Source organism: Bradyrhizobium sp. 142 (assembly GCF_023074015.1).
Lineage (GTDB): Bacteria > Pseudomonadota > Alphaproteobacteria > Rhizobiales > Xanthobacteraceae > Bradyrhizobium.
This window is the reverse complement of record NZ_JADPKQ010000374.1, coordinates 59,079-83,848: the sequence shown is the minus strand read 5'-3', so window position 1 is coordinate 83,848 and position 24,770 is coordinate 59,079. Positions and strand designations below refer to the sequence as shown.

Sequence of the window (24,770 nt, the reverse complement as noted above, 5' to 3'; positions counted from 1 at the left end):
CGCACGCTCCGGCGCCGCAGCCAGACCGATGGCATGAGGTGGGAGACGATCAGTCGCCTCGCCTGTGACTGCCTCCCCAGGCCCAACATCCGTCATCCTTGGCCGCGAGCACGCTTCGCCGTCACTCACCCGAGGTGGGAGCCGTATGCGGGAAAGCCGCACGTACGGATCTGTGCGGGGGGCGCTCAGCAATGAGCGTCCCTACCGCGACCGCTGCGCTCGCAATGACGAGTGAGAGGATCTAGCCCGCTTTCAACGCCGCGATCAGCTTGCCGGCGTTCTCTTCCAGCACCTTGACGTCTTCCTTGCGGCTTGCGGGCGGCAGCATTGCTACGCCGTCATGGCGGGGCATGACGTGCATGTGGAGATGAAACACCACCTGTCCGCCGGCGGGCTCGTTGAACTGCTGCACGGTGATGCCGTCGGCGTTGAACGCCTTCATCGCGGCGGCTGCGATCTTGTGCGTGCCGCGAGCGACGTGGGCGTAGTCGTCGGGCTTGATGTCGAGGATGTTGCGGGCAGGGGTCTTCGGGATCACCAGCGTGTGGCCGGTCACGCGCGGCATGATGTCGAGGAAGGCGAAGACGTGCTCGTCCTCGTAGACCTTGTAGCAGGGAAATTCGCCACGCAGGATCTTTGCAAAGATGTTGTTGGGGTCGTAGGCGGTCATGACGCGCTCCCTCGAATTTTGCGCTTACTGTCACCAGCCAAGCGAGGGCGTCAAGGCGCCTCGTCGGCGTCTTTCCGAAACGGTCCCATCCCGGCCAGCTCCCGTCCGGCTTCCGCAACGTAGGCGCGTTCGCGTTTGAGGTAATCGTCGATGGCGCGGCGCAGGCCGGGATCAGCGATGAAGTGGGCGGAGTAGGTGGTGCGCGGCAGGTAGCCGCGCGCGATCTTGTGCTCGCCTTGCGCGCCGGCCTCGACATGCATCAGGCCACGTTTGATCGCGAAATCGATCGCCTGATAATAACAGACCTCGAAATGCAGGAACGGATGATGCTCGACCGCGCCCCAGTTGCGGCCGAACAGCGTCTCCGAGCCGATGAAGTTGATCGCGCCCGCGATCCAGCGGCGGTTGCGGCGGGCCATCACGAGCAGCACGTCCTGGCTCATGGTCTCGCCGATCAGCGAGAAGAATTCGCGCGTCAGATACGGCCGGCCCCATTTGCGCGAACCGGTCTCCATGTAGAAGTCGAAGAAGGCGTCCCAGGCATCCTCGGTGATGTCGGTTCCCGTGAGCCAGTGGATGGTGACGCCGGCGGCAAGGGCCTCGCGCCGCTCCCGCTTGATCGATTTGCGATGGCGTGAGTTCAGGGTGGCGAGGAAGTCATCGAAGGTCGCAAAGCCCTCGTTGTGCCAATGGAACTGCTGGTCGGTGCGCTGGAGGAAGCCGTGCTTGGCGAGCAGTTTCCATTCGGCCTCAAGTGCGAACGTCACGTGGACGGAGGAGGCCTTGCTGACCCCGCACAGCGCCACCAGCCCGCTTGCCAGCGCCTCCGCGATGCGCTCGCGGTCGACGCCGTCGCGCATCAAGAGCCGCGGCCCGGTCGCCGGCGTGAAGGGAACCGAGACTTGCAGCTTTGGATAATAGCGCCCGCCGGCGCGCTCATAGGCATCCGCCCAGCCGCGATCGAAGACGTATTCGCCTTGCGAATGCGATTTCAGATAGCAGGGCACGATTCCGACGACGCGCCGGTCGATCTTGGCCACGAGGTGCCGCGGCCCCCAGCCGGCGCGGATGGTCGCCGAACCCGACTTCTCGGCCGCAGAGAGAAATGCGTGCGAGACGAAGGGGTTATAGGCAATTTTTGAGAGACCGGCGGAATCGCCTGGGAGCCCGGATGAGGTTCCCTTGCCATGCCCGTTGCAAGCCTTGCCGGGATTGGCGCAGGCGTCCCAGTCCTCAGCGGATACTTCGCCAATGGATGGTACGGCCTCAAGCGTTATTTCGGATGATGCCATCGTAGCCAAGATCGTGCATTGCAGCAGCGACTTCAAGAGTGAGGAACATCAAGCCTACGGCACGAATCCCTCGAAGATCATCTGATCCGCGTACTGCCCGACCCGCGTCCGCTGCTCCGGCGTGCGCACGGTCCAGCCGAGCAGGGCGCAGCCGAACACGTTGCGGGCGATCCAGGGCGCAGGCGCCGGGAGGTGGTCGACCTTGAAGGCAACGAAATGCGGCTGGGTCTGCAAGCCGTGGCGAAGGGACAGCATGCTGTCGCGTTGCGCCTGGGTCAGCTTTACCCAGTACTCGTCCTCATAGGTCCGCTGCGCGACGATGCCGCGTGGGCGCGATGGCAGCAATTCGCGCAAGGCCAGCACCTGGTCGGGATCGAAGGACATGGCCACGGCGGGACCATCGTAGGACGCCAGGACCTCGGCCATCCGCGTCACCAGCTTGCGGTCTCCGTCAAAACGGCTCTTCACCTCGATCACCAGCGGCACGCGGCCGGCAGCCACGGCGCAGAGGTCGCTGAGCGACATCATCCGCTCTGCGGTGTCCTTAAATGTGAGAGCCCTCAATTCGGCGGCGGTTTTCTCGATCAGTTCGCCAGTCGCCTCGGTGAGGCGGCCGAGCGCGTGGTCGTGGTGCACCATCGCCTCGCCGTCGGCGGAGAGCTGGATGTCGACTTCGATCGAAAAATTGCCCGCGATCGCAGCCTGCACCGCGCCCGGCATGTTCTCGACGATACCGCGTGAGATGTCATGCAGGCCGCGATGGGCAACCGGGCGGGCTGTCAGCCAATCAGGAGCGCGCAAGGCCGTTCGCTCCGCGTCAGGCGACCTCGAACACGGCTTCGACTTCGACCGCTGCATCCGCGGGCAGCGAGGCGACACCGACGGTGGTGCGGGCGTGGCGGCCCTTGTCGCCAAAGGCGGCGACCATCAGGTCGGAGGCGCCGTTCAGGACCTTCGGTCCGTCCAGGAAGTCGGGCGCCGAGTTGATGAAGCCGCCAAGGCGCACTACGCGCACGACCTTGTCGAGGTCGCCGAGCGCAGCCTTGACCTGGGCCAGCAGGTTGACGGCACAGCCCTGCGCGGCCGCCGCGCCCTGTTCGATCGACACGTCCGCGCCAAGCTTGCCCTTGGCGATCAGCTTGCCGGCGGGATCGAAGCAGACCTGGCCGGAGACGAACAGCAAATTGCCGGTGCGCACGAACGGCACGTAGTTGGCCACGGGACTAGGGGCCTCGTGAAGCTTGATGCCCTGTACCGCCAGTTTCTGCTCGACCGTGCCCGCCATGTCTCGACCTCGATATCCAAAATTCATTTCGCCCCGGTGCCACTTTTCGCGGCCGGGTGCGCCCTGTTTCGCCCATCATGCCGCCACATGCAAGCAAGCCGGTGCGGGCGGTGGGAGGCTAGGCCCGGGCCGCATTTTCTCGAGGGCAAGACAGGGTTCAACGCCGCGCCGCAATTATACGTGAAACCGCCGCAGTTGCGACGCATTGGAACGGTCATTAAAGTGTCGAATCTGCGCTTCCCAAGGGACAGACATGGTGCACCTTTTCCGGACTTCGCTCGGTGTGATGGCGCTCGCGGCGGCCGCTTTCGGGGCTGGCGGCGGCGCTGACGCAGCCAACGGTCCGTTTCTGGCGCACCAGGCGCTCTACGATCTGAGCCTCGTGAAATCGCGCTCGAATTCGATCAACAGCGCGCGCGGCCGCATTCTCTACAATTTCGGTGGAAGCTCTTGCGAGGGCTACACGTCCGAATTCCGCCAGGTCTCCGAGCTTGACAGCGGCGAGGGCAAGGTCACGCTCAGCGACCTGCGCTCCAATTCCTGGGAGGACGCCGCAGGAAAAAGCTACCGCTTCAAGATCGAGACGCGGATGAACGAGGCCGATGCCGGCCGGGTCGACGGCTCGGCGGAACGCGACGGCGACCACATCAACGTCAAGCTGAAGCTGCCGGCGCCGAAAAGCTTCACACTCGACGGCAACGTCGTATTCCCGACCGAGCAGATCCAGCGCATCATCGCGGCCGCCAAGGACGGCAAGTCGCTGCTGGAACTCTCCGTCTATGACGGCTCCGACGACGGCCAGAAAGTCTACAACACGCTGACCGTGATCGGCCAGCCGATTGCCGACGACCGCGCCGCGTCCTCGCCCGATCCGTCAACCTCGGACGAGCACATGAAATCGCTGAAGCGCTGGCCCGTCACCGTCAGCTATTTCGACCGTGACGTGCAGCAGAAGGAGGGCGAGCAGACCCCGGTCTATGCGATGGCGTTCGAGCTCTACGAAAACGGCGTCTCCCGCCAGCTCGTGCTCGACTACAATGATTTCGTCATCTCCGGCGCGATGGGCAAATTCGACGTCAAGGACAGCAAGCCCTGCAATTGAGGGGCGAGACGTCGCGGCTAGGCAGTTCACAATCTGTCACCATCATGTGTGCGATCGGCGGGACAATCGCGCCGCGCGCGATGCGTTCGCACCGCAGGCTTCGCACCTCAGAATGACGGAACGCATCATGACGCGGATGCCGCCCCCTCATTGTGAATTGTGCCCGCGCCGCAGACCGGTACCATGCACTTGCTGCCGTGGAACACGTGAGCCAGCATAGCGACCGGGAGGCGACATGAGCGGGCAGGAGCGCAAGGCGAAGGGATCGGACTTGTTTGTCGCAGCACTGGAGAATGAAGGTGTCGATCGCATCTTCGGCGTTCCCGGCGAGGAAAATCTCGATTTCGTGGAATCGCTCCGCACCTCCAGGATCGAACTGGTTCTGACACGGCACGAACAGGCCGCCGCTTTCATGGCCGCCACGCACGGCCGGCTGACCGGCAAGCCCGGCGTCTGCCTGTCGACGCTCGGCCCGGGCGCGCTCAACCTGTCCACCGGAGCTGCCTATGCGCATCTCGGCGCGATGCCGATGATTCTGATCACCGGCCAGAAGCCGATCATGAGCAGCCGGCAGGCGCGCTTCCAGATCGTCGACGTGGTCGCGACCATGAAGCCGCTGACGAAGCTGTCGCGGCAGATCATCAGCGCCTCCAGTATCCCGACCGTGGTCCGCGACGCCTTTCGCGTGGCGATGGAGGAGCGGCCGGGTCCAGTGCATCTCGAATTGCCGGAGGACATCTCAGGCGATGAAGTGCCGTCAGTCCCGGTGATCCCGGTTCATCCGATCGAAATCCCGGTCGCCCATCGCGCCGCGCTCGACCGCGCCGCCGAGATGATCTTGGCCGCAAAACATCCGTTGGTGATGATGGGCGCTGCGACCAGCCGACCGCGCGCGACCCACGGCATCGCAAGCTTCGTGCGGCGGACCGGGATTCCGTTCTTCACCACGCAGATGGGCAAGGGCACGGTACCCGGCGGCACCAATCTCTACATGGGCACCGCCGCGCTGTCCGAGCGCGACTATGTTCACGAGGCCATCGATGCCGCCGACCTGATCGTGGCGATCGGTCACGATCCGATCGAGAAGCCGCCCTTCATTATGGGGCCGTCGGAGCCCAAGGTTATTCACGTCAGCTACACCTCGGCTAGCGTCGAGCAGGTTTATTTCCCGGATGCCGAGCTCGTCGGCGACGTCGGCCCGAGCCTGGAGCTGCTCGCCGATCGCGTCGAAGGCAGGCTGCCGCAGGCCGCGGCGCTGTTGCCGCTGCGCGAAAAAATCCTCTCTCACATTGCCGACCGTGCCACCGAGGCGCGCTGGCCGCCGACGCCGCAGCGCATCGTGCACGACATCCGTCAGGTGATGCCGGAGAACGGCATCGTTGCGCTCGACAACGGCATGTACAAGATCTGGTTCGCGCGCAATTACCGCACCCGCGTCGCCAACACGCTGCTGCTCGACAATGCATTGGCGACGATGGGTGCCGGTCTGCCGTCGGCGATGATGGCCGCGATGCTCTATCCGGACCGCCGCGTGCTCGCGGTCGCCGGCGACGGCGGCTTCATGATGAACAGCCAGGAGATGGAAACCGCCGTCCGCCTCAAGCTCAACCTGGTCGTGCTCGTGCTCGAGGACAACGCCTACGGCATGATCCGCTGGAAGCAGGCGGTCGATCATTTCGCCGATTTCGGCATGACTTTTGGCAATCCCGATTTCGTCCTGTATGCGAAAGCCTACGGCGCCAAGGGGCATCGCATCGAGAGCATCGATAGCTTTGCCCCGACGCTCGATGCGGCATTCAAGGAGGGCGGCGTGCACCTGGTCTCGATCCCGATCGACTATTCGGAGAACGTGCGGGTGCTCGTCGACGAGTTGCGGGCGCGGGAGACGTCGAAGGCGTGATTCTTGTGCGATGCTCTGGCCACCCTCGTCATTGCGAGCGAAGCGAAGCAATCCAGGCCGTCTCCGCGAAGGCAGTCTGGACTGCTTCGTCGCTTTGTTCCTCGCAATGACGGAATATGACGACCGGACCGAGTACGATAACAAGTTGCGTCGATATCATCCAACCAACAACAGGAATATGAAATGACGCGTGTTCGCTGTATCACCGAGATGGGCATGGGCGTGGACGTCCACGGCAGGGACGCCACCAAGGCGGCGAAGCGCGCGGTGTCGGATGCGATCAGGCATTCGAGCCTCGGCTTCTTCCGGATGATCGGCAAGACCGCGAACGACATGTTCGTCGACGTCACGATCGCTGTGCCCAACCCTGAGGCGGTCGACAAGGAGGCCGTCGCGAAGGAGCTTCCTTACGGCACCGTGACCGTCAACACGGTGAAGGGCGGGCTGGAGATTCCCTCGGCCACGGAACAGGCCAACGACCCCATCCTCATCGCCAATGCTGCCCCGTCATCGTCAGCTTCGACAAGGATTAGGCCGATGTCCGACAGCGATGAGACGTTGCTGGATCGCCCGATCTGGAGCGCGCTGACGACGAGCCAGAAGCATCTCGCGGAGGGCGGCCCGCGCGCGCTGCGTTATCCCGTCGACATGACGCCCTTCGCCGACGTGCCCGACATGTCGGCGGCCAGCTTTGCCGCGCTCGGTGATCTGCTCTCGGGCACGCAGGTCGCCGCGCTGTTCACGCCGGAGGCCGTCGACGTTCCCGCCGGCTTCAAGCTCGTGATCGCCGGGCCCTGCGAGCAGATGATCGGCTCTCCCGCCGACAGCCCGCTTGCCGATGCCGAGATCGTCGAATTGGGGGCCGCCGACGTTCCCGCGATGATGGCGCTGACGGAGCTGACCAAGCCCGGGCCATTCGCGGGGCGGACGCACGAGCTCGGCACCTTCCTCGGCATCCGCGCCGGCGGCGCATTGGTCGCCATGGCCGGCGAGCGGATGAAGCCGGGCAAGTTCACCGAGATGACGGCCGTCTGCGTGCATCCCGATCATCGCGGGCGCGGCTACGCGCAGGCGCTGCTTGCGGCGATCGCGCGCCAGATCGAGGCGCGCGGAGAGTATCCGTTCCTGCACGTGTTTTCGAGCAACGTCTCCGCCATCGCGCTCTATCTGCGGCAGGGCATGCGCATCCGTCGTCGACTGCACGTGACGGCGCTGATGAAGCAGGGATGAGCACCCTTCGGCTGGGCTTCATATCCGACAAATTCACGCTATATCCATCCCAACCATAATTTGGGGAAACACATGGACGCCAGGACGACCGATTTTTCCGCCGCACGGACGGCGGTGCAGCGTTGTGTCGATCAGGAGATCATCCCCGGCGTATCCTGGGCGGTGCTGCGCGGGCGCGATATCGTCGACCAGCAATGCGTCGGTTTTGCCGACCGCGAGGCCAACACCGCATTGCGGCCCGACCACATTTTTCGCGCGTTCTCCAACACCAAGATTTTCGTCACCTGCGCGGTCATGCTGCTGGTCGAGGAGGGGCGCATCGGGCTCGACGACACGATCGAGACATTCCTGCCGCAACTCGGCAATCGCAAGGTCCTGAAGCAGGGTGCGGCGAGCCTCGCCGACGCCGAGCCGGCCAGGACCCCGATCACGATCCGCCAACTGCTGACCCACACCTCGGGTCTTAGCTACGGCATCTTCGATCCCGGCACGGTGCTGTTCAAGGGCTACAACGAGGCGCGGGTGCTCAATCCGTTGACGCCGCTGACCGACCTGATCGACAGGCTCGCCGATCTGCCGCTGTCCTATCATCCCGGCACGGGCTGGGAATATTCGGTGGCCACCGACGTGCTCGGCCGCGTCGTCGAGGTCGTCTCGGGCAAGTCGCTGGATGCCTTCCTCAAGACGCGCATCTTCGATCCACTTGGCATGGTCGATACCGGCTTCTACGTGCCGGAGGCGGAGCAGGGCAGGCTGGTCGCACTCTACACCGGCGCCGACGTGCTCGATCCGATGAAGCCCGGCCTCACGCGTGCCGACAATCTGCCCTTTCCGCAGGCGTATCGGCGTCAATTCCCGCGGCTGTCGGGCGGCGGCGGCCTGGTCTCGACCTTGCCCGACATGCTCGCGCTGGTGCGCGCGCTGTTGCCCGGCTCGGACGCGCTCCTCAAGCCGGAGACGCTGCGGCAGATGATGACGAACCAGTTGCCTGCAGGGCAGACCATTCGCTTCGCCAATCTCGGTGCCATCCCCGGCAAGGGTTTTGGCCTCGGCGGCGCCGTCACGTTCGCGCCGACGCCGTTCGATCCCGCAAATTCGACCGGCGAATTCCAGTGGGGCGGGCTCGCCGGCACCCATTGGTGGATATGCCCGCAGGCCAATACCGCCGGGGTGCTGATGGCCCAGCGCTACATGGGCTTCTGGAATCCGTTCTTCTTCGAGTTCAAGCGGCTGGCCTACCAGGCGGCCGGGAGCTGATCGCGAAAGAATTGTTGGGCCCCGCGAATCCTTTCCGGCCTTCGCACCCTCTTGTCTGTCGAGGCATTTCGCCTCGGCTCATGCCCGAGGATGTGATGGGATTCTACAGGAAGAATATCGGCGGTCTGCATCAGGCGTTGCGGGTTGCGCTCGGAATTGCGGTTACGATTGGCGCATTGGTGTATCTCACCGGCATCGCGGCGTGGCTGGCCGCACTCGGTGGAGCAAGCTTCGCTCTGACCGGCCTCGTCGGCTATTGCCCGATCTGTGCGATGGCCGGCGTCGGAAAAGGAGGCGTATCGTGAGCGCGGCCGCGATCTCGCCAAACCTGTTCGAGGCCGCGCGCCTCGGCGATCCCCAGGCAATCGCGTCTCTGCTCGAGACGGCGCAGCCGGACATCCGCCGCTACGCGCGCGCCACCTGCCGCAGCTCTGCTGATGCCGAAGATGCGACGCAGGAAGCGATGTGGATCCTGTTCCGCCATGTCGGCACGATCCGCTCGCTGTTGGCGTTTTCAGCCTGGCTGTTCAGCGTGGTCCGTCGAGAGTGCTTGCGGCTCGCCCGCAAGGCAGGCCTCGCGGCGGCGATCGACGACGGGGCGTCGGAGGCGCTGCTGCTGTCGCGCCCGGAGGCCGATCTGCGGCTCGACGTGGCCGCTGCATTCGAGGCGCTGCCGGCGCACTATCGCGACGTCGCGCTGATGCGGGACGTCAAGGAAATGACCATCGACGAAATCGCCGGCGCACTCGACACGTCCAGGCAGGCCGTCAAGGCACGGCTGCATCGCGCCCGCGCGCTGATGCGCGAATATCTGACGAGATGACAATGACAAATTATCCCGCCTTCGCCGCACTGGCGCCGGTCGAGGCCAACGCGTTCCTCGCCTTCAACCATGCGGTCGAGCGCAAGGACGGGCTGATCCCGCCAAAGTATCGCGAGCTGATCTCGCTTGCGGTCGCGCTCACTACGCAGTGCGCCTATTGCCTCGACGTGCATACCGCGCAAGCGGCGAAAGCCGGCGCCACGCGCGAGGAAGTGGCGGAAGCCGCACTGATCGCAGCTGCAGTGCGGGCCGGCGGCACGCTCGGCCATGCGTTGCTGGCGCAGCGGCTGTTCGAGCAACATCGACGTGAGAGCACGGGATGAACGAGCATCGGTAGAGCGGGATCGTACTTGTGAAAACCTATCTGGGTCTCGACGGATTTCGCTTCGGCTGGGTCGCGGCCTGGATCGATGATCGCGGCGATCACGGCTTCGATTATTCACCAGGCCTCACGCGTCTCCTCGCAATGCCGCATGCGCGCGCGATGATCGACATGCCGATCGGATTGAACATGAGCGGCTACCGGACCTGCGACTTGCGTGCACGCGAGCTGGTCGGCGCTGCCGTGTTTCTCGGCGCGCGCCGGGGCCTCTGGATGTTTGCCGATATTGCGACAGCCAATCGGCACTACTGGGAGCGCGAAGGCAAGGGCAGGGGAGTATCCGTGCAGCTCTGGAACATCAAAGACAAGATCAGGGACGTCGACGCGGTCATGACGCCGGCACGGCAAGCGAGCGTCGGCGAGGCGCATCCGGAATTGATCTTCTGGAATCTCGCGGGCCGCATGCGCCTCGACAGCAAGACGTCCGCGTCCGGGCGTGAGCAGCGCAGTGCGCTCCTGCAGGAACGCGGCTTCACGCGCCTGCCGAAATGGCTGACGCAACGTCATCGTACCGGCATCGGCTGCGACGATCTCATCGACGCTTGTGCCTGCGCAATTGCGGCACGCGACAGCAGGCAGCGCGTCGGCGGGCATGAGATCGATCCGCGGGGACTTCGGATGGAGATCAATTATTGAGCCCGCTGGCCGTCGAGTGGCGATGCGGGAAAAAGCGGCAATTGCCTCGAATATGCAGGAACTGTCGATGGTCGTCCGCGTTTCCCGTGCGAACGACTACAGAGAACTCTCGCGATGAATGATGCCAGTCAATTCGCGACCGCGATGCTCGCGCTCGTATTCATCGGGGCACTGCTCGTCACGGGGCACCTCTTCATCGAGCAACGCGCGCAACGCGATACCGCATACGTCACAAGTCAACTGCTGCGGCCGTTGTGACTCGAATATGGCGCCGGAAGATCGTGTGACGGCTGCTCGGCCTTGCGTCGTTCGCACGCTGGCCTAGATTAGGCCGCGTCTCACGCACAGGCCGGGGTCCCGATGTCCGATCTTTCCACCTATCCGATCGCCGGGCGCTGGCCGGCCAGGCATCCCGAATTGCTTCAGCTCTATTCGCTGCCGACGCCGAACGGCGTCAAGGTCTCGATCATGCTGGAGGAGATCGGACTGCCTTACGAGGTGCATCTCGTCGATTTCGGCAAGGACGATCAGAAAACGCCGGAGTTCCTCTCGCTCAATCCGAACGGTAAGATCCCGGCGATCCTCGATCCCAACGGCCCGGGTGGCAGGCCGCTGCCGCTGTTCGAGTCCGGTGCGATCCTGCAATACCTTGCGGAGAAGACCGGCAAGTTGCTGCCGCAGGATGCCGCGCGCCGCTACCAGACTATCCAATGGGTGCATTTCCAGATGGGCGGCATCGGGCCGATGTTCGGCCAGGTCGGCTTCTTCCACAAATTTGCCGGCAAGGAGTTTGAGGACAAGCGGCCGTTGCAGCGCTACGTGGACGAGTCCAAGCGCCTGCTCGGCGTGATGGAGACGCATCTGTCCGGCCGGCAATGGTTCATGGACGACGACTACACCATCGCCGACATCTCCACGCTCGGCTGGGTGCGCAACCTAATCGGATTTTACGGTGCGGGTGACCTCGTCGAATTCAGCCAGTTCAAGTCGGTGGCTGCCTGGCTCGAACGCGGGCTGGCGCGTCCGGCCGTACAGCGCGGGCTGAACATTCCCAAGCGGCCGTGAAACTAGAACAGCCGCCCGCCGTTCGGCACGGGCTTGCCCGGCTGTATCAGCACGACCTTGCCGTGGGCGTCGGGAAAGCCGAGCGTCAACACCTCCGAGACGACCGGCCCGATCTGGCGCGGCGGGAAATTGACGACGGCGGCAACTTGTTGCCCCACCAGCGTCTCAAGCGGATGATTTTCGGTGATCTGCGCCGAGCTCTTGCGCACGCCGATGGCGGGACCGAAGTCGATCCACAGACGCCAGGCCGGCTTGCGCGCCTCCGGAAACGGCTTGGCGTCGACGATGGTGCCGACGCGGATATCGACCGCGAGGAAGGCGTTGAAGTCGATGGCCGGTGACACAGCTGCGGCGGGATCGTGGGTGACATGCATGGTATGTCCGCTCAAGGGGTTCGAAAGCTTCGTTCGTAATATTGTCGCGCCGTGCGGAGTTTCGTACAACGCCCACGCAACATCACGATACGACGCATGCGCGAGGAATGTCTTGCCCAACATCATCTACGGCATCAAGAACTGCGACACCATGAAGAAGGCGCGCGCCTGGCTCGAGACCCACGGCGTCGCCTACGAATTTCACGACTACAAGGCCGCGGGCGTGGAGAAGGACAAGCTCAAGCAGTGGAGCGACAAGCTCGGCTGGGAGACGCTGCTCAATCGCGCCGGCACGACCTTCAAGAAGCTGCCCGACGCGGACAAGGAAGGCTTGACCGAAAAGAAGGCGCTGGCGTTGATGCTAGCGCAACCATCGATGATCAAGCGGCCGGTCCTCGAAATCGGAGGCAAGCTGCTGGTCGGCTTCAAGCCGGATGTCTATGCGAAGGAAGTCCGCGCCAAGTAGCGCGAAGCCCTAACCAAGTAGGGCAAAGGGCTAGTTCAGCTCGATGATCTCCGTGGCGACGCCAGGACCGGACTGCTCCTCAAATTCCACCACATCGGCAGCCGCGATGCGTCCGGGCGCGCGGTGAAAGAGGTCGCGGTCGATCAGCGCGTGTACTTTCGGGCGCGGCAGCGCGTCATTTCCGCGCATGAGATTTTTGATCTCGAAGCCGCCATCCTCGCAGAATGTCTTGAGCGATGCGATGATGTGGCAAACTTTGCCGTCAGTCTGAAACGGCAGCAGCAACCGTTCATACGCGACGATGCGGCCGTAGATGTCGTCGACGTCGGCAACGCTGTAGACCGGAAGCCCACGCGCCACGCATTCATAGTAGATGGGCATTACGAAGGGCACGAGTCGTGGCCCGATATAGTCGTCGAGCAGAACGCCCTTGCCGGTGTGTCCATAGGCGCGCGATATGCGCGAGCCTTCGCTCTGGATGGTCAGGCGCGGCGCCGGCGTCGAATGGTCCACCGTATAGTAGATGAGGTCCGACAGCTCTTCCTCGAGCCGCGCAGGCTGGTACTCCCAGATCGCCGGCACGATCTGCTGGCGCGCATAAAGTCGCAGCCACGTGTTCAGGAGATCACGCTGCCTGATCGACTTGACGACGGCGGGAGCGGCGCTTGCAAAATCCACAACAATATTCCCGGCGATAAAAACCCGGACATGATCCCAGTTGCGGGAAAATATTCTATGAAGGCTGGCGCACGGAACGAAAGACCGTTAACGACGGCTTGATGACCGGTGCTTTGCGAACCGGGAGGCCGGGCAGGCGCGATATCGAAACCCCTCCGACTAAGGGAGCATTTGGATCCCGGCCGGAGGCTTGATCTGCTCAGCTTTCCGCCTTGCCTAACCCCCGTCACCTCCGGCATATTCCGCGCCCGGAGGCGGCGTTCCGGGATGGCTCCAAGGCCTCCGGAACATCGAGGCAACAAGGACAGCCACGCGCGGCCAGCGCGTCGTGCGGGCAGGGGGAAATTTGTTTGGCCGATGAGTTCATTCTCGAAACGGAAGGTTTGACCAAGGAGTTCGCGGGCTTCTTTGCCGTCCGTGACGTCACGCTCAAGGTTCGCCGTGGGAGTATTCACGCGCTGATCGGCCCGAACGGGGCCGGCAAGACGACGTGCTTCAATCTTTTGACCAAGTTCTTGAAGCCGTCCGCCGGGAAAATCCTGTACAAGGGACAAGACATCACGGCGATGGCGCCGGCCGACGTGGCCCGCATGGGACTCGTGCGCTCGTTCCAGATCTCGGCGGTGTTTCCGCATATGACTGCGCTGGAAAACGTCCGCGTCGCGCTGCAGCGCCAGCAGGGCAGCTCCTTTGATTTCTGGCGCTCCAAGTCCGTGCTCAACCGCTTCAACGAGCGCGCGCGTGAATTGTTGAACGATGTCGGCCTCAGCGAGTTTGCCAATACGCCGGCGGTCGAGATGCCCTATGGACGCAAGCGCGCACTTGAGATCGCAACCACGCTCGCGCTCGACCCCGAGATGATGCTGCTGGACGAGCCGATGGCGGGCATGGGCCACGAGGATATCGACAAGATCGCGGCGCTGATCAAGCGCATCTCGGCGAAGTACACCATTCTGATGGTCGAGCATAACTTAAGCGTCGTGGCCAATCTCTCCGACATCATCACCGTGCTGACGCGCGGGCAGGTGCTCGCCCAGGGCCACTACTCCGAGCTCACCAAGGACGAGCGCGTCAAGGAAGCCTATCTGGGAGCCGGTCATGGCTGAGACTGCGACTGCGGAAGCTCCGGCAAAGGCTGCCGCCGGCGGCAACATCCTTCAGGTGCGCAACCTGGAAGCCTGGTATGGCGAGTCCCACATCCTGCACGGGATCAATTTCGACGTGAACGCGGGCGAGGTCGTCACCCTGCTCGGGCGTAACGGCGCGGGCAAGACGACGACGCTGAAGTCGATCATGGGCATCATCGGCAAGCGCACGGGCTCGGTGAAGTTCAACAACGAGGACATCATCCGCACCACCTCGGACAAGATCGCGCGAATGGGTATCGCGTTCTGCCCGGAAGAGCGCGGAATTTTCTCCAGTCTCGACGTGCGGGAGAACCTGTTGCTGCCGCCGGTGGTGCGTGCAGGCGGACTGCCGCTCGAACAGATCTTCGATCTGTTTCCGAACCTGAAGGAACGGCTCAACAGCCAGGGAACCAAGCTGTCCGGTGGTGAGCAGCAGATGCTCGCGATCGCGCGTATCCTGCGTACCGGGGCGAGCTTCCTGATGCTGGACGAGCCGACCGAGGGCCTCGCGCCCGTCATCATCCAGCAGATCGGCCACACCATTGCGCGGCTCAAGAAGGAAGGCTTCACGATCCTTCTGGTCGAGCAGAATTTCCGGTTCGCGTCCACCGTGGCCGACCGCTACTACGTGGTCGAGCACGGCAAGATCATCGATGGGTTTGCCAACGCTGATCTCGCCGCCAACATGGACAAGCTCCACACCTATCTCGGCGTCTAGAACTGCGAAAGAAGTTAGAACCATCGAGTGTGTTTAGAGAGGGAAGCTGCATGAACACCCGGTCAATCGCATCATTTCTGCTCGGCACCGCGCTGGCGCTTGCCTCGACAAGCGGCGCGATGGCGCAGGACAAGACCATCAAGGTCGGCGTGCTCACCGACAACTCGGGGCTCTACGCCGACCTTGGAGGTCCCGGCTCGACGCTGGCCGCGCAGATGGCGATCGAGGATTCCGGGCTTGCAGCCAAGGGATGGAAGGTCGACCTCATCTCCGCCGACCATCAGAACAAGCCCGACATCGGCACCGCGATCGCGCGGCAGTGGATCGATGTCGAGAAGATCGACGTCTTCATGGACGTGCTGAACTCCGGCGTCGCGCTGGCGGTGAACAATGTCGTCAGGGAAAAGAATGCGATTCTGATCGACACGGGCGCGGCGACGTCCGATCTGACCAACGCGCAATGTTCGCCGAACACGATCCACTGGGTCTACGACACCTACATGCTGGCCAACAGCACAGGACAGGCGCTGGTGAAGGCCGGCGGCGATACTTGGTACTTTCTGACCGCCGACTACGCCTTTGGTCACGCGCTCGAGCGCGACACCGCTGCGGTGGTGGTCAAATCAGGCGGCAAGGTGATCGGGAGCGTCAAGCATCCGCTCAATACCGCGGACTTCTCCTCGTTCCTCCTGCAGGCGCAGGCGTCGAAAGCCAAGATCATCGGTATGGCGAACGCCGGTGGCGATACCACCAACACGATCAAGCAGGCGGCGGAATTCGGCATCGTCGCGGGCGGCCAGAAGCTCGCGGGGCTTCTGCTGTTCATCACCGACGTCCATGCGCTCGGATTGAAAGTGGCGCAGGGGCTGAACTTCACCGAAACCTTCTATTGGGATTTGAACGACGGCACCCGGGCCTTCTCCAAGCGCTTCTCCGAGCGCATGAAGAACAAGGCGATGCCATCGATGGTGCAGGCCGGCGTCTATTCGGGCCTGATCCATTATTTCAAGACGCTGGAAGCGTTGGGTGGCAATCCGCACGATGGTACCAAGGTGGTCGCCAAGATGAAGGAAATGCCGACGGACGATCCACTGTTCGGCCAAGGCACGATCCGCGCGGACGGTCGCAAGCTCCATCCCGCCTATCTGTTCGAGGTCAAGAAGCCCGAGGAATCCAAGGGACCGTGGGACTACTACAAGCTCATCGGCACGACGCCGGCAGACCAGGCTTTCAGGCCGCTCTCGGACAGCGCCTGTCCGCTGGTGAAGAAGTAACGCCGACAGCGCCCGCTGGCGGGCGCTGTCAACAACAAAACGGGACCGGGTGCGGGATCGATGCAGGCTCTTTACGCTCAGCTACTGGTGGGATTGATCAACGGCTCGTTCTACGCGCTGCTCAGTCTCGGGCTTGCCGTGATCTTCGGCATGCTCAACATCATCAATTTCGCCCACGGCGCGCTCTACATGATGGGCGCGTTCGTCGCCTATTTCCTGCTCAACAATGATTATCTCAGCATTGGCTATTGGCCGGCATTGATTGTCGCGCCGATTGTCGTCGGTATTTTCGGCATGATCCTGGAGCGGACCATGCTGCAATGGTTGACCGGGCTCGATCACCTCTACGGCTTGCTGCTGACCTTCGGCATTGCGCTGATCGTGCAGGGCGTGTTCCAGAACTATTTCGGATCATCCGGCCTGCCTTACGCCATTCCGGACCAGCTCAAAGGCGGCATGAATCTCGGCTTCATGTTCCTGCCGGTCTATCGCGGCTGGGTCGTGGTGTTCTCGCTGGTGGTGTGCATCGCGACCTGGTTCCTGATCGAGAAGACGCGGCTCGGCGCATACTTGCGCGCCGCGACCGAAAATCCGACGCTGGTGCGCGCCTTCGGCGTCAATGTGCCGCGCATGATCACGCTGACCTATGGTCTCGGCGTCGGCCTTGCCGCGCTCGCCGGCGTGCTCTCGGCGCCGATCAACCAGGTGCGGCCGCTGATGGGCGCCGACCTCATCATCGTCGTGTTCGCGGTGGTCGTGATCGGCGGCATGGGCTCGATCATGGGGTCGATCATCACCGGCTTTGCGCTTGGCGTGATCGAGGGCCTGACCAAGTATTTTTATCCCGAGGCCTCCAACACCGTCGTGTTCGTGCTGATGGTGCTGGTGCTCCTGGTGAAGCCAACGGGATTGACGGGAAGGGCGGCCTGATATGACGGTCTTGACGGACGATACGCTGCCGGCAACCCCGCGCGCGGTACGCGACGAGATGATCGTGTTCGTGGTGATGGCGCTGCTGCTGGCCGCGGTGCCCTTCAGCGGCCTCTATCCGTTCTTCGTGATGCAGGCACTTTGCTTCGCGCTGCTCGCCTGTGCCTTCAATCTTCTGATCGGCTATGGCGGTCTGCTGTCGTTCGGTCACGCGATGTTCTTAGGCACCGCCGGTTATTGCAGCGCGCATGCGCTGAAGGTGTGGGCGCTGCCGCCGGAGCTCGGCATCCTCGTCGGCATCGCCGGCGCCTTCGTCCTCTCTATCGTGACCGGCTACATCTCGATTCGGCGCCAGGGCATCTATTTCTCGATGATCACGCTGGCGCTGTCGCAGCTGCTGTACTTTATCTACCTCCAGGCGCCGTTCACCCATGGCGAGGACGGCATCCAGGGCATTCCGCAAGGGCACATGTTCGGCGTCTTCGATCTCTCGAAGCCCACCGTCCTCTATTATGTCGTGCTGGTCGGCTTCCTCGCCGGCTTCCTGCTGATCTACCGCATCATCAACTCGCCATTCGGTGAGGTCCTGAAGTCGATCCGCGAGAACGAGCAGCGCGCGATCTCGCTGGGTTACCGGACCGACCAGTACAAGTTCCTGGCCTTCGTCCTGTCGGGCACGCTGGCCGGCTTCGCCGGTGCGCTGAAGGTGTTCGTGGCGCAGAACGCCTCGCTCACGGACGTGCACTGGTCGATGTCGGGCGAAGTGGTGCTGATGACGCTGGTCGGCGGTCTCGGCACCATCTTCGGCCCCGTGGTCGGTGCCTTCGCCATCATCGCCATGCAGCAATATCTGGCGGGCTTCGGCCAGTGGGTGACGGTGATCCAGGGCTCGATCTTCGTGATCTGCGTGCTTACCTTCCGCCGCGGCGTGGTTGGTGAAATCGCGCATTACTTCCGGCGCTCGCTCTAAGTCGTTGATAGAGTGCTGGTTTTGTTGGCGCGTGAAAGCGGTGGATGATCCGGCTCCGCTGGCGTGAGGTGGCACGCGCGCGGAACGAAAATGGTCTATGACAGTTTCGTGACGGCCCGGTCGGGCCGGGCCATGTCCAACCGGTAGACTATCCCCATGATGCGTTGGTTTCGCGCTTTCCTGCCCAAGGAAGAACGGTTCTTCGACCTGTTCGACCGCCATGCCAAGACCGTGATTCAGGGCTCCATCGCGCTCCAGGGGATGCTGAACGGGGGCGAGGAGACGCCGGTCTATTGCCAGCGCGTCAGTCAGTTCGAGAACGATGCCGACAACATCACCCGCGAGGTGCTGACGGCGGTGCGCCGCACCTTCATCACCCCGTTCGACCGCGGCGACATCAAGAACCTGATCACCTCGATGGACGACGCCATCGACCAGATGCAGCAGACGGCGAAAGCGGTGATGCTGTTCGAGGTCCGAACCTTCGAGCCGCCGATGCGGGAGATCGGCGGGCTTTTGATCGAATGTGCCAATCTGGTCGGACGCGCGCTGCCGCTGATGCAGGCGATCGGCCAGAACGTCGCCATGCTGACGGCGATCACGGAGGAGCTGGGCAAGCTGGAAGGCCGCGTCGATGATCTCCACGACATCGGGTTGAAGGAGTTGTTCCTGAAGCACCGCGACGGCAGTGCAATGAATTTCATCGTCGGTGCCGAGATCTACGACCACCTCGAAAAGGTGGCCGATCGCTTCGACGACGTCGCGAACGAGATCAACAGCATCGTCATCGAGCAAGTCTAGAGCATGATCCGGAAAAGTGCGCGGCGGTTTGCCTTCGCGACAAACGCAGCAGGCGTTTGCGCGGAGATCATGCTCAATCTTTAAAGCAGGGGCGCGCCGTGGATGCTGCGTTGGGTCTACCCGTCCTGGTCGGACTGATCGCCGTCGCGCTGCTGTTCGACTTCCTGAACGGCCTGCATGATGCCGCCAACTCGATCGCGACCATCGTCTCGACCCGCGTGCTGCGGCCGCAATTCGCGGTGTTCTGGGCCGCGTTCTTCAATTTCGTCGCCTTCATGGTGTTTGGGCTGCACGTCGCCCAGACCATCGGCACCGGCATCATCGATCCCGCGATCGTCGATGCGCAGGTGATCTTTGCAGCTCTCGTCGGCGCCATCGTCTGGAATGTGGTCACCTGGGCGCTCGGCATCCCGTCATCGTCGTCCCATGCCCTGATCGGCGGGCTCGTCGGTGGCGGCATGGCCAAGGCCGGGATTTCGGCGGCGGTGTGGGGTGGATTAAGCAAGACCGTGCTGGCCATCGTGCTGTCTCCGCTGGTCGGATTCCTGCTTGCGATGCTGCTGGTTGCGATCGTGTCCTGGGCTTCGGTGCGCTCGACGCCGTTTGCGGTCGACCGCGCCTTCCGCATCCTGCAATTCGCCTCCGCCTCGCTTTATTCGCTCGGTCACGGCGGTAACGATGCTCAAAAGACCATGGGCATCATCGCCGTGCTGCTCTATTCGCAGGGCCATCTCGGCAGCGAGTTCTTCGTGCCGTTCTGGGTGGTGCTGTCCTGCCAGGCGGCGATGGCGATGGGCACGCTGATGGGGGGCTGGCGCATTGTCCGCACCATGGGGTTGCGCATCACGAAACTGACGCCGATGCAGGGGTTTTGCGCCGAGACCGGCGGCGCGGTGACCCTGTTCATGGCGACATTCCTTGGGGTTCCCGTGTCGACCACCCATACCATCACCGGCGCGATCGTCGGCGTTGGCGCCGCCCGCCGCCTCTCGGCGGTGCGCTGGAACGTCGCCAGTTCGATCGTCTATGCCTGGGTGATCACGATGCCGGCCTCCGCGATTGTCGCGGCGCTGACCTGGTGGGCGGTCAAGATTTTCGTCAAGTAACCAGCTTCAGCCCGACAATGCCGGCGATGATCAGTCCGATGCTGGCGAGGCGAAATGCGGTCGCTGGTTCGCCGAAGAGGACGATGCCGAGCGTCGCGGTGCCGACTGCACCGATGCCGGTCCAGACCGCATAGGCGGTTCCAATCGGAAGCGTCTTCAGTGCGAGCCCAAGCAGGACGATGCTGCAGGCCATGGCCGCAAGCGTGAGGACGGACGGAACGAGCCTGGTAAAACCCTCGGTATATTTGAGGCCGATCGCCCAGGAGACCTCCAGCAGGCCGGCGACGAACAGGATGCTCCAGGCCATGACGACCCTCCGCTCAAGCAGGGTCGTCCCCGCGTGTGATGCACTGATGGGCGGGAAGGACGTCCTTCCCAAGGGCGATATGGGGCTGGCCGGAAGGCTCGGCAATCACCATATGAGGCTTGATCAGGCCCATTTTCCCTGCCAAACGCTCCCGACATGTCCGACATCGCCATTTCTGCCGAATCGCCGGCCCGTTCCCCGCTTGCCGCTGAAGTGTCGCGGCGGCGAACCTTTGCGATCATCTCGCATCCGGACGCCGGCAAGACCACGCTGACCGAGAAGCTGTTGCTGTTCGGCGGCGCGATCAATCTCGCCGGCCAGGTCAAGGCCAAGGGCGAGCGGCGGAACACGCGCTCGGACTGGATGAAGATCGAGCGCGAACGCGGCATCTCGGTCGTGACCTCCGTGATGACCTTCGAGTTCGAGGGTTTGGTGTTCAACCTGCTGGACACGCCGGGCCACGAAGACTTTTCGGAAGATACCTACCGCACGCTCACCGCGGTCGACTCCGCCGTGATGGTGATCGACGCCGCCAAGGGCATCGAGGCGCGTACGCGAAAACTGTTCGAGGTCTGCCGCCTGCGCGACATCCCGATCATCACCTTCATCAACAAGATGGACCGCGAGAGCCGCGACGTCTTCGAGCTGCTCGACGAGATCGAGAAGACGCTGGCGCTCGACACCACCCCGATGACGTGGCCGGTCGGTCGCGGCCGCGACTTCCTCGGCACCTATGACGTGGCCAATGGCGGCGTCCGTCTGCTCGAAGGCGGCGGCGCCAAGACCGGCGCGGCGCAGCAGATCGAGATTGCCGAACTCGGCAAGCTCAATGCCAACCTCGACGTCTCCGCGGTGAAGGATGAGCTCGAGCTCGTCACCGAGGCCTCCAAACCGTTCGAGCTCGCCGCGTTTCGCGAGGGACATCTGACGCCGGTCTATTTCGGCAGCGCGCTGCGCAATTTCGGCGTCGGCGACCTCCTGGAAGGCCTCGGCAAGTTCGCACCTGAGCCGCGCGCGCAGGAGAGTGACCAGCGCAAGGTCGAAGCGACCGATCCGCGCATGAGCGCCTTCGTGTTCAAGATTCAGGCCAACATGGACCCGAACCACCGCGACCGCATTGCCTTTGCGCGGCTGTGCTCGGGCAAGCTGAGCCGCGGCATGAAAGCCAAGCTGGTCCGCACCGGCAAGAGCATGCCGCTGTCGAGCCCCCAATTCTTCTTCGCGCAGGACCGTTCGGTGGCGGACGAAGCCTTTGCCGGCGATGTTGTCGGCATTCCCAATCACGGCACGCTGCGCATCGGCGATACCCTGACCGAGGGCGAGGATTTCAACTTCGTCGGCGTGCCGAGCTTTGCGCCGGAAATCGTCCGCCGCGTCCGTCTCACCGATGCGATGAAGGCGAAGAAGCTGAAGGAAGCGCTTCAGCAGATGTCGGAAGAGGGCGTGGTGCAGGTGTTCCGCCCGCGCGACGGCGCGCCGGCGTTGGTCGGCGTGGTCGGCGCGCTGCAGCTCGACGTGCTGAAGGCGCGGCTCGAGGCGGAATATGCGCTGCCGGTCGAATTCGAGGTGAGCGAGTTCCAGCTTGCGCGCTGGGTCTCCTCGGACGACCGCAAGAAGCTCGACACCTTCATCGCCGCCAACACATCGAGCATCGCCGACGACGTCGACGGCGACCCCGTCTATCTGGCCAGGAACGAATTTTATCTCGGCTATACCCGGGAGCGTGCCGAAGGCATCGCGTTCACCAACGTCAAGGACGTCAAGAAGAAGAGCTAGTGTTTCCCAGATGTTGCCCGTGAAGCACGATGGCAACGCTTAGCGAGGTCGGCGGTCATGAGGCGGCGCGATTTCATCATGCTTGTTGCAAGCGCGGCGGCCTACCCGCTTGGCACGTCCGCGCAAGGTAATGTGCGGCGAATCGGTGTGATGGCGGGAGGCAAGCCCAGTGACCCGGAAAGCCAGGCCAGCTACCAGAAACTGAGACAGCGTCTAGGTGAACTTGGTTGGGAACAGTGACGCAACATCCAGATCGAATATCGTTGGTGGGCCGGCGATCCGGCTCTTGCGGATGCTCAGGCGGCTGAGCTGGCCGGATTGCGTCCGGACGTGCTCCTGGCAATCAGTACTCCATCCGTGGAAGCCTTGAAGCGACACGCGCCGACGTTGCCGATTGTCTTCACGGTAGTTGCCGATCCCGTGGGTGCCGGTTTCGTTCAAAGTCTGGGCAAGCCGGGTGGAAACATTACGGACTTCACAACCTTCGAACCTGAAATGGCTGGCAAGTGGCTGCAACTGCTCAAGCAGGCGGCACCAGAGATACGAAGGATCGCCGCAGTCTTCAACCCGCGAACAGCTCCCATGATCTTGATGCCGTCCGTGGAAGCTGCCATTCCGGCAGTCCAGCTCCAGCTGGTTCCGGCACCGGCGCACAACGCCACCGAGCTCGAACAGGCGATTTCCCGCTTTGCAGAGCAGCCACACGGCGGCTTGCTGATCTTTCCGGACGCGTTTCCACTCGTTCACCGGCAATTGATTCTAGACTTGGCGGCCACCCACCGTCTGCCGGCGATGTATCCGTTCCCTTTCTTCGTCAGGGAAGGCGGGCTGATGTCGTACGGAATCTCGATTTCGCACCTTGTCGGTCGCTCGGCGGACTATGTTGACCGCGTCTTGCGAGGAGCGCGTCCGGCAGATTTGCCAGTCCAGCAGCCGAATGAATTCCAATTTCTGCTCAATCTCAAGACAGCCAACGCGTTGGGACTGAGTGTACCGCCCACCCTGGTGGCACAAGCGGATCAAGTCGTTGAGTGAAGCGGGTTTGCTGTCCCGACCGAGCCTGCTCCGCCTCGGAGCGGCAACTTTGCATGGGTTTCAAATTCTGGCGGCAAGCCCGTCGTCGCATCGCGGCGAGCCTTGACCCCTTCACAACCGTCGCCACCTGTTGTGCGAATGCCATTACGGTCTCAGCATCATGTGGCGCAGCATCCTTGTTCTTGTCCTGTTGGCGACATCGACGGTCGCCGCCAACGCGCGGCCCCGTCAGATCAATCCGATTCCATTCTCGCATGAGCCGTGCAGCGTGCTCGACAACCGCCCCTGCACGCCGTCCTATTGCAGCGTGCTCGAGGACGGCCCGTGCATTCCCGAGATCGACTATCCCTACGGCCAGGATCTACAGCTCACCATCGAGAGCGTGCCGTCCGCGGCTAATCGCGCCAGGTATCAGAAGCCGGATCACGATCTCGACACGATCGGCGATCTCTTCGCCCAGCTGCGCAGCTGCTGGTCGCCGCCGTCAGACAACGCGCGCGCAGGCATGCAGATGTCGGTGCGCTTCAGTTTCAACAAGGCGGGTGGTCTGATCGGTCCGCCGCGTCTGACATTTGCAACAGCTGGCGTTCCTGCCGTGACGCGAACGACCTATCTCGACGCCATCAACACATCGCTGAAGGCCTGCCTGCCGCTGAAATTCACCACCGGTCTTGGCGGCGCGCTGGCCGGTCGGCCGATCGCGATCCGCTATGTCGATAATAGGGACTTGGGAAAGTAACCTCGCTGATTTCTCTACCCCCTCATCCTGAGGTGCGCGCTCTTTCGCGCGCGTCTCGAGGATGGAGGCCCCGCTACTGCAGCGCGGCCTGCATGGTTCGAGACGGCGCTGACGCGCCTCCTCACCATGAGGCGTGGGAGTTGCGACCGGAAGCCCATCAATGATACCTCAGATGCTGGGCGCTTGCCAAAGGGGAGGATGTCGTGGGTCTGCTGGTCATGATCGTGGGGCTCGCGCTGTTTTTTGCGCCGCATGTGTTCACCACCAAACGCGACGCGCGCACGCAGGCGATCGCGAGACTGGGCGAGGGAACCTACAAGATCCTCTACGCGCTGGTGTCGCTCGCGGGTCTCGCGCTCATTATCTGGGGCTTTGCGCATTATCGGGCGACCGGCTGGATCGACGTCTGGTATCCGCCGAAGGCGATGAAGCACATCACGATCGCGCTGATGCTGCCCGCCGTTATCTTGGTCGTTGCTTCCTACCTGCGCGGTCGGATCTATGCGACGTTGAAGCATCCAATGCTCGCCGGGATCAAGCTGTGGGCGGTTGCGCATCTCCTGGCCAATGGTGATCTCGGCTCCATCATCCTGTTCGGCTCGTTCCTGGGGTGGGCGGTGTATGACCGCATCTCGCTGAAATATCGCACCGACGCCGGCGCCCCGCCGATTCCGGTGGGCGGCGTGACCAACGACTTGATCGCGGTCGCGGTCGGCGTCGTCGCCTATCTGGCGCTGGCTTTTGCGTTCCATCCCGTCGTGATTGGTGTTCCCGTCATGGGGAGCTAGGCACAGCCAATCAGCGCAAGACAGCGCCGCGCACCCATG

Annotated in this window: 29 protein-coding genes and 1 pseudogene; 23 read left to right on the top strand and 7 right to left on the bottom strand. The window is 63.1% G+C overall.

The window, feature by feature from the left end; genetic code table 11:
• Positions 1-241: 241 nt before the first annotated feature.
• Genes IVA82_RS34480 through IVA82_RS34465 form a run of 4 tightly spaced genes read right to left on the bottom strand, consistent with a single transcriptional unit; the run spans position 242 to position 3,247 of the window.
• Positions 242-670, bottom strand: a complete 429-nt coding sequence (locus tag IVA82_RS34480) for an HIT family protein (RefSeq protein ID WP_247383972.1) — start codon at positions 668-670, stop codon at positions 242-244.
• Positions 671-720: 50 nt separating this feature from the next.
• A complete protein-coding gene (locus tag IVA82_RS34475; RefSeq protein WP_247383970.1) occupies positions 721-1,962 on the bottom strand; it encodes a GNAT family N-acetyltransferase in 1,242 nt (413 codons plus the stop codon).
• Positions 1,963-2,016: 54 nt separating this feature from the next.
• Entirely contained in the window at positions 2,017-2,763 is a 747-nt protein-coding gene (locus tag IVA82_RS34470) for a glycerophosphodiester phosphodiesterase (RefSeq protein ID WP_247383968.1), read from the bottom strand.
• 16 nt (positions 2,764-2,779) lie between these two features.
• Positions 2,780-3,247, bottom strand: coding sequence for a RidA family protein (locus tag IVA82_RS34465; RefSeq protein ID WP_247383966.1), 468 nt, complete (start codon positions 3,245-3,247; stop codon positions 2,780-2,782).
• A 253-nt stretch (positions 3,248-3,500) separates the two neighbouring features.
• Between IVA82_RS34465 and IVA82_RS34460 the strand changes: the two genes are divergently transcribed.
• The 11 genes and pseudogenes from IVA82_RS34460 to IVA82_RS34410 all read left to right on the top strand — a co-directional run bounded on the left by IVA82_RS34460 (position 3,501) and on the right by IVA82_RS34410 (position 11,642).
• Positions 3,501-4,349: a cell envelope integrity EipB family protein gene (locus tag IVA82_RS34460; RefSeq protein ID WP_247383964.1), complete on the top strand. Its 849-nt coding sequence runs from the start codon at positions 3,501-3,503 to the stop codon at positions 4,347-4,349.
• Positions 4,350-4,584: 235 nt separating this feature from the next.
• Positions 4,585-6,249 carry an acetolactate synthase large subunit gene (locus IVA82_RS34455; RefSeq protein ID WP_247383961.1) on the top strand — a complete coding sequence of 555 codons (1,665 nt, stop codon included), beginning with the start codon at positions 4,585-4,587 and terminating at the stop codon, positions 6,247-6,249.
• A 183-nt stretch (positions 6,250-6,432) separates the two neighbouring features.
• Positions 6,433-6,782 (top strand): annotated as a pseudogene (locus IVA82_RS34450) (Lin0512 family protein).
• 4 nt (positions 6,783-6,786) lie between these two features.
• A complete protein-coding gene (locus tag IVA82_RS34445; RefSeq protein ID WP_247383960.1) occupies positions 6,787-7,479 on the top strand; it encodes a GNAT family N-acetyltransferase in 693 nt (230 codons plus the stop codon).
• A gap of 72 nt (positions 7,480-7,551) precedes the next feature.
• Positions 7,552-8,736: a serine hydrolase domain-containing protein gene (locus IVA82_RS34440; protein WP_247383958.1), complete on the top strand. Its 1,185-nt coding sequence runs from the start codon at positions 7,552-7,554 to the stop codon at positions 8,734-8,736.
• 95 nt (positions 8,737-8,831) lie between these two features.
• Positions 8,832-9,041: a DUF2892 domain-containing protein gene (locus tag IVA82_RS34435; protein ID WP_247383956.1), complete on the top strand. Its 210-nt coding sequence runs from the start codon at positions 8,832-8,834 to the stop codon at positions 9,039-9,041.
• Positions 9,038-9,559: a sigma-70 family RNA polymerase sigma factor gene (locus IVA82_RS34430; RefSeq protein ID WP_247383954.1), complete on the top strand. Its 522-nt coding sequence runs from the start codon at positions 9,038-9,040 to the stop codon at positions 9,557-9,559. Before IVA82_RS34435 ends, IVA82_RS34430 begins: the two co-directional genes overlap by 4 nt.
• Positions 9,560-9,561: 2 nt before the next feature.
• Positions 9,562-9,882 carry a carboxymuconolactone decarboxylase family protein gene (locus IVA82_RS34425; protein WP_247383952.1) on the top strand — a complete coding sequence of 107 codons (321 nt, stop codon included), beginning with the start codon at positions 9,562-9,564 and terminating at the stop codon, positions 9,880-9,882.
• Between the two features lie 29 nt (positions 9,883-9,911).
• Complete coding sequence (locus IVA82_RS34420) at positions 9,912-10,577, top strand: DUF429 domain-containing protein (RefSeq protein WP_247383950.1); 666 nt, start codon at positions 9,912-9,914, stop codon at positions 10,575-10,577.
• A 114-nt stretch (positions 10,578-10,691) separates the two neighbouring features.
• Complete coding sequence (locus IVA82_RS34415) at positions 10,692-10,835, top strand: hypothetical protein (protein ID WP_187435612.1); 144 nt, start codon at positions 10,692-10,694, stop codon at positions 10,833-10,835.
• Positions 10,836-10,937: 102 nt separating this feature from the next.
• Positions 10,938-11,642 (top strand): glutathione S-transferase N-terminal domain-containing protein, encoded by a 705-nt coding sequence (locus tag IVA82_RS34410; protein ID WP_247383948.1) that lies wholly within the window; start codon positions 10,938-10,940, stop codon positions 11,640-11,642.
• Between the two features lie 2 nt (positions 11,643-11,644).
• Here IVA82_RS34410 and IVA82_RS34405 read toward each other — a convergent pair whose 3' ends face one another.
• Positions 11,645-12,016 carry a tRNA-binding protein gene (locus IVA82_RS34405; RefSeq protein ID WP_247383946.1) on the bottom strand — a complete coding sequence of 124 codons (372 nt, stop codon included), beginning with the start codon at positions 12,014-12,016 and terminating at the stop codon, positions 11,645-11,647.
• A gap of 112 nt (positions 12,017-12,128) precedes the next feature.
• Here IVA82_RS34405 and IVA82_RS34400 point away from each other — a divergent pair, with 112 nt between their 5' ends.
• A complete protein-coding gene (locus IVA82_RS34400) occupies positions 12,129-12,482 on the top strand; it encodes an ArsC family reductase (RefSeq protein WP_247383944.1) in 354 nt (117 codons plus the stop codon).
• A gap of 30 nt (positions 12,483-12,512) precedes the next feature.
• On the opposite strand, the gene IVA82_RS34395 is transcribed toward IVA82_RS34400, so the two are convergent.
• Positions 12,513-13,160: a hypothetical protein gene (locus tag IVA82_RS34395; RefSeq protein WP_247383942.1), complete on the bottom strand. Its 648-nt coding sequence runs from the start codon at positions 13,158-13,160 to the stop codon at positions 12,513-12,515.
• A 350-nt stretch (positions 13,161-13,510) separates the two neighbouring features.
• On the opposite strand from IVA82_RS34395, the gene IVA82_RS34390 reads away from it, so the two are divergent.
• The 7 genes from IVA82_RS34390 (at position 13,511) to IVA82_RS34360 (ending at position 20,086) form a co-directional block, all read left to right on the top strand.
• Positions 13,511-14,266 (top strand): ABC transporter ATP-binding protein, encoded by a 756-nt coding sequence (locus tag IVA82_RS34390; RefSeq protein ID WP_148745055.1) that lies wholly within the window; start codon positions 13,511-13,513, stop codon positions 14,264-14,266.
• Positions 14,259-15,005 (top strand): ABC transporter ATP-binding protein, encoded by a 747-nt coding sequence (locus tag IVA82_RS34385; RefSeq protein ID WP_247383940.1) that lies wholly within the window; start codon positions 14,259-14,261, stop codon positions 15,003-15,005. Before IVA82_RS34390 ends, IVA82_RS34385 begins: the two co-directional genes overlap by 8 nt.
• Before the next feature lie 50 nt (positions 15,006-15,055).
• Positions 15,056-16,279, top strand: a complete 1,224-nt coding sequence (locus tag IVA82_RS34380) for an ABC transporter substrate-binding protein (protein WP_247383938.1) — start codon at positions 15,056-15,058, stop codon at positions 16,277-16,279.
• A gap of 60 nt (positions 16,280-16,339) precedes the next feature.
• Positions 16,340-17,209 carry a branched-chain amino acid ABC transporter permease gene (locus IVA82_RS34375; RefSeq protein WP_247383937.1) on the top strand — a complete coding sequence of 290 codons (870 nt, stop codon included), beginning with the start codon at positions 16,340-16,342 and terminating at the stop codon, positions 17,207-17,209.
• A gap of 1 nt (position 17,210) precedes the next feature.
• On the top strand, positions 17,211-18,179 hold the full coding sequence (locus tag IVA82_RS34370) for a branched-chain amino acid ABC transporter permease (RefSeq protein WP_247383935.1): 969 nt from the start codon (positions 17,211-17,213) through the stop codon (positions 18,177-18,179).
• A 156-nt stretch (positions 18,180-18,335) separates the two neighbouring features.
• Complete coding sequence (locus tag IVA82_RS34365) at positions 18,336-18,980, top strand: DUF47 domain-containing protein (RefSeq protein ID WP_247383933.1); 645 nt, start codon at positions 18,336-18,338, stop codon at positions 18,978-18,980.
• A 98-nt stretch (positions 18,981-19,078) separates the two neighbouring features.
• Positions 19,079-20,086: an inorganic phosphate transporter gene (locus IVA82_RS34360; protein ID WP_247383932.1), complete on the top strand. Its 1,008-nt coding sequence runs from the start codon at positions 19,079-19,081 to the stop codon at positions 20,084-20,086.
• Here IVA82_RS34360 and sugE read toward each other — a convergent pair.
• Positions 20,079-20,393 carry a quaternary ammonium compound efflux SMR transporter SugE gene (sugE, locus tag IVA82_RS34355; protein ID WP_247383930.1) on the bottom strand — a complete coding sequence of 105 codons (315 nt, stop codon included), beginning with the start codon at positions 20,391-20,393 and terminating at the stop codon, positions 20,079-20,081. The two genes, IVA82_RS34360 and sugE, sit on opposite strands and share 8 nt — an antisense overlap.
• A gap of 156 nt (positions 20,394-20,549) precedes the next feature.
• On the opposite strand from sugE, the gene IVA82_RS34350 reads away from it, so the two are divergent.
• The 4 genes from IVA82_RS34350 (at position 20,550) to IVA82_RS34335 (ending at position 24,731) form a co-directional block, all read left to right on the top strand.
• On the top strand, positions 20,550-22,169 hold the full coding sequence (locus IVA82_RS34350; protein ID WP_247383928.1) for a peptide chain release factor 3: 1,620 nt from the start codon (positions 20,550-20,552) through the stop codon (positions 22,167-22,169).
• Between the two features lie 246 nt (positions 22,170-22,415).
• Complete coding sequence (locus IVA82_RS34345; protein ID WP_346658712.1) at positions 22,416-23,204, top strand: ABC transporter substrate-binding protein; 789 nt, start codon at positions 22,416-22,418, stop codon at positions 23,202-23,204.
• 160 nt (positions 23,205-23,364) lie between these two features.
• A complete protein-coding gene (locus IVA82_RS34340; protein ID WP_247383926.1) occupies positions 23,365-23,943 on the top strand; it encodes a hypothetical protein in 579 nt (192 codons plus the stop codon).
• Between the two features lie 203 nt (positions 23,944-24,146).
• The gene (locus tag IVA82_RS34335) at positions 24,147-24,731 is read left to right on the top strand and encodes an NnrU family protein (RefSeq protein ID WP_148745075.1); all 585 of its coding nucleotides are present in this window, start codon (positions 24,147-24,149) and stop codon (positions 24,729-24,731) included.
• Positions 24,732-24,770: the final 39 nt, after the last annotated feature.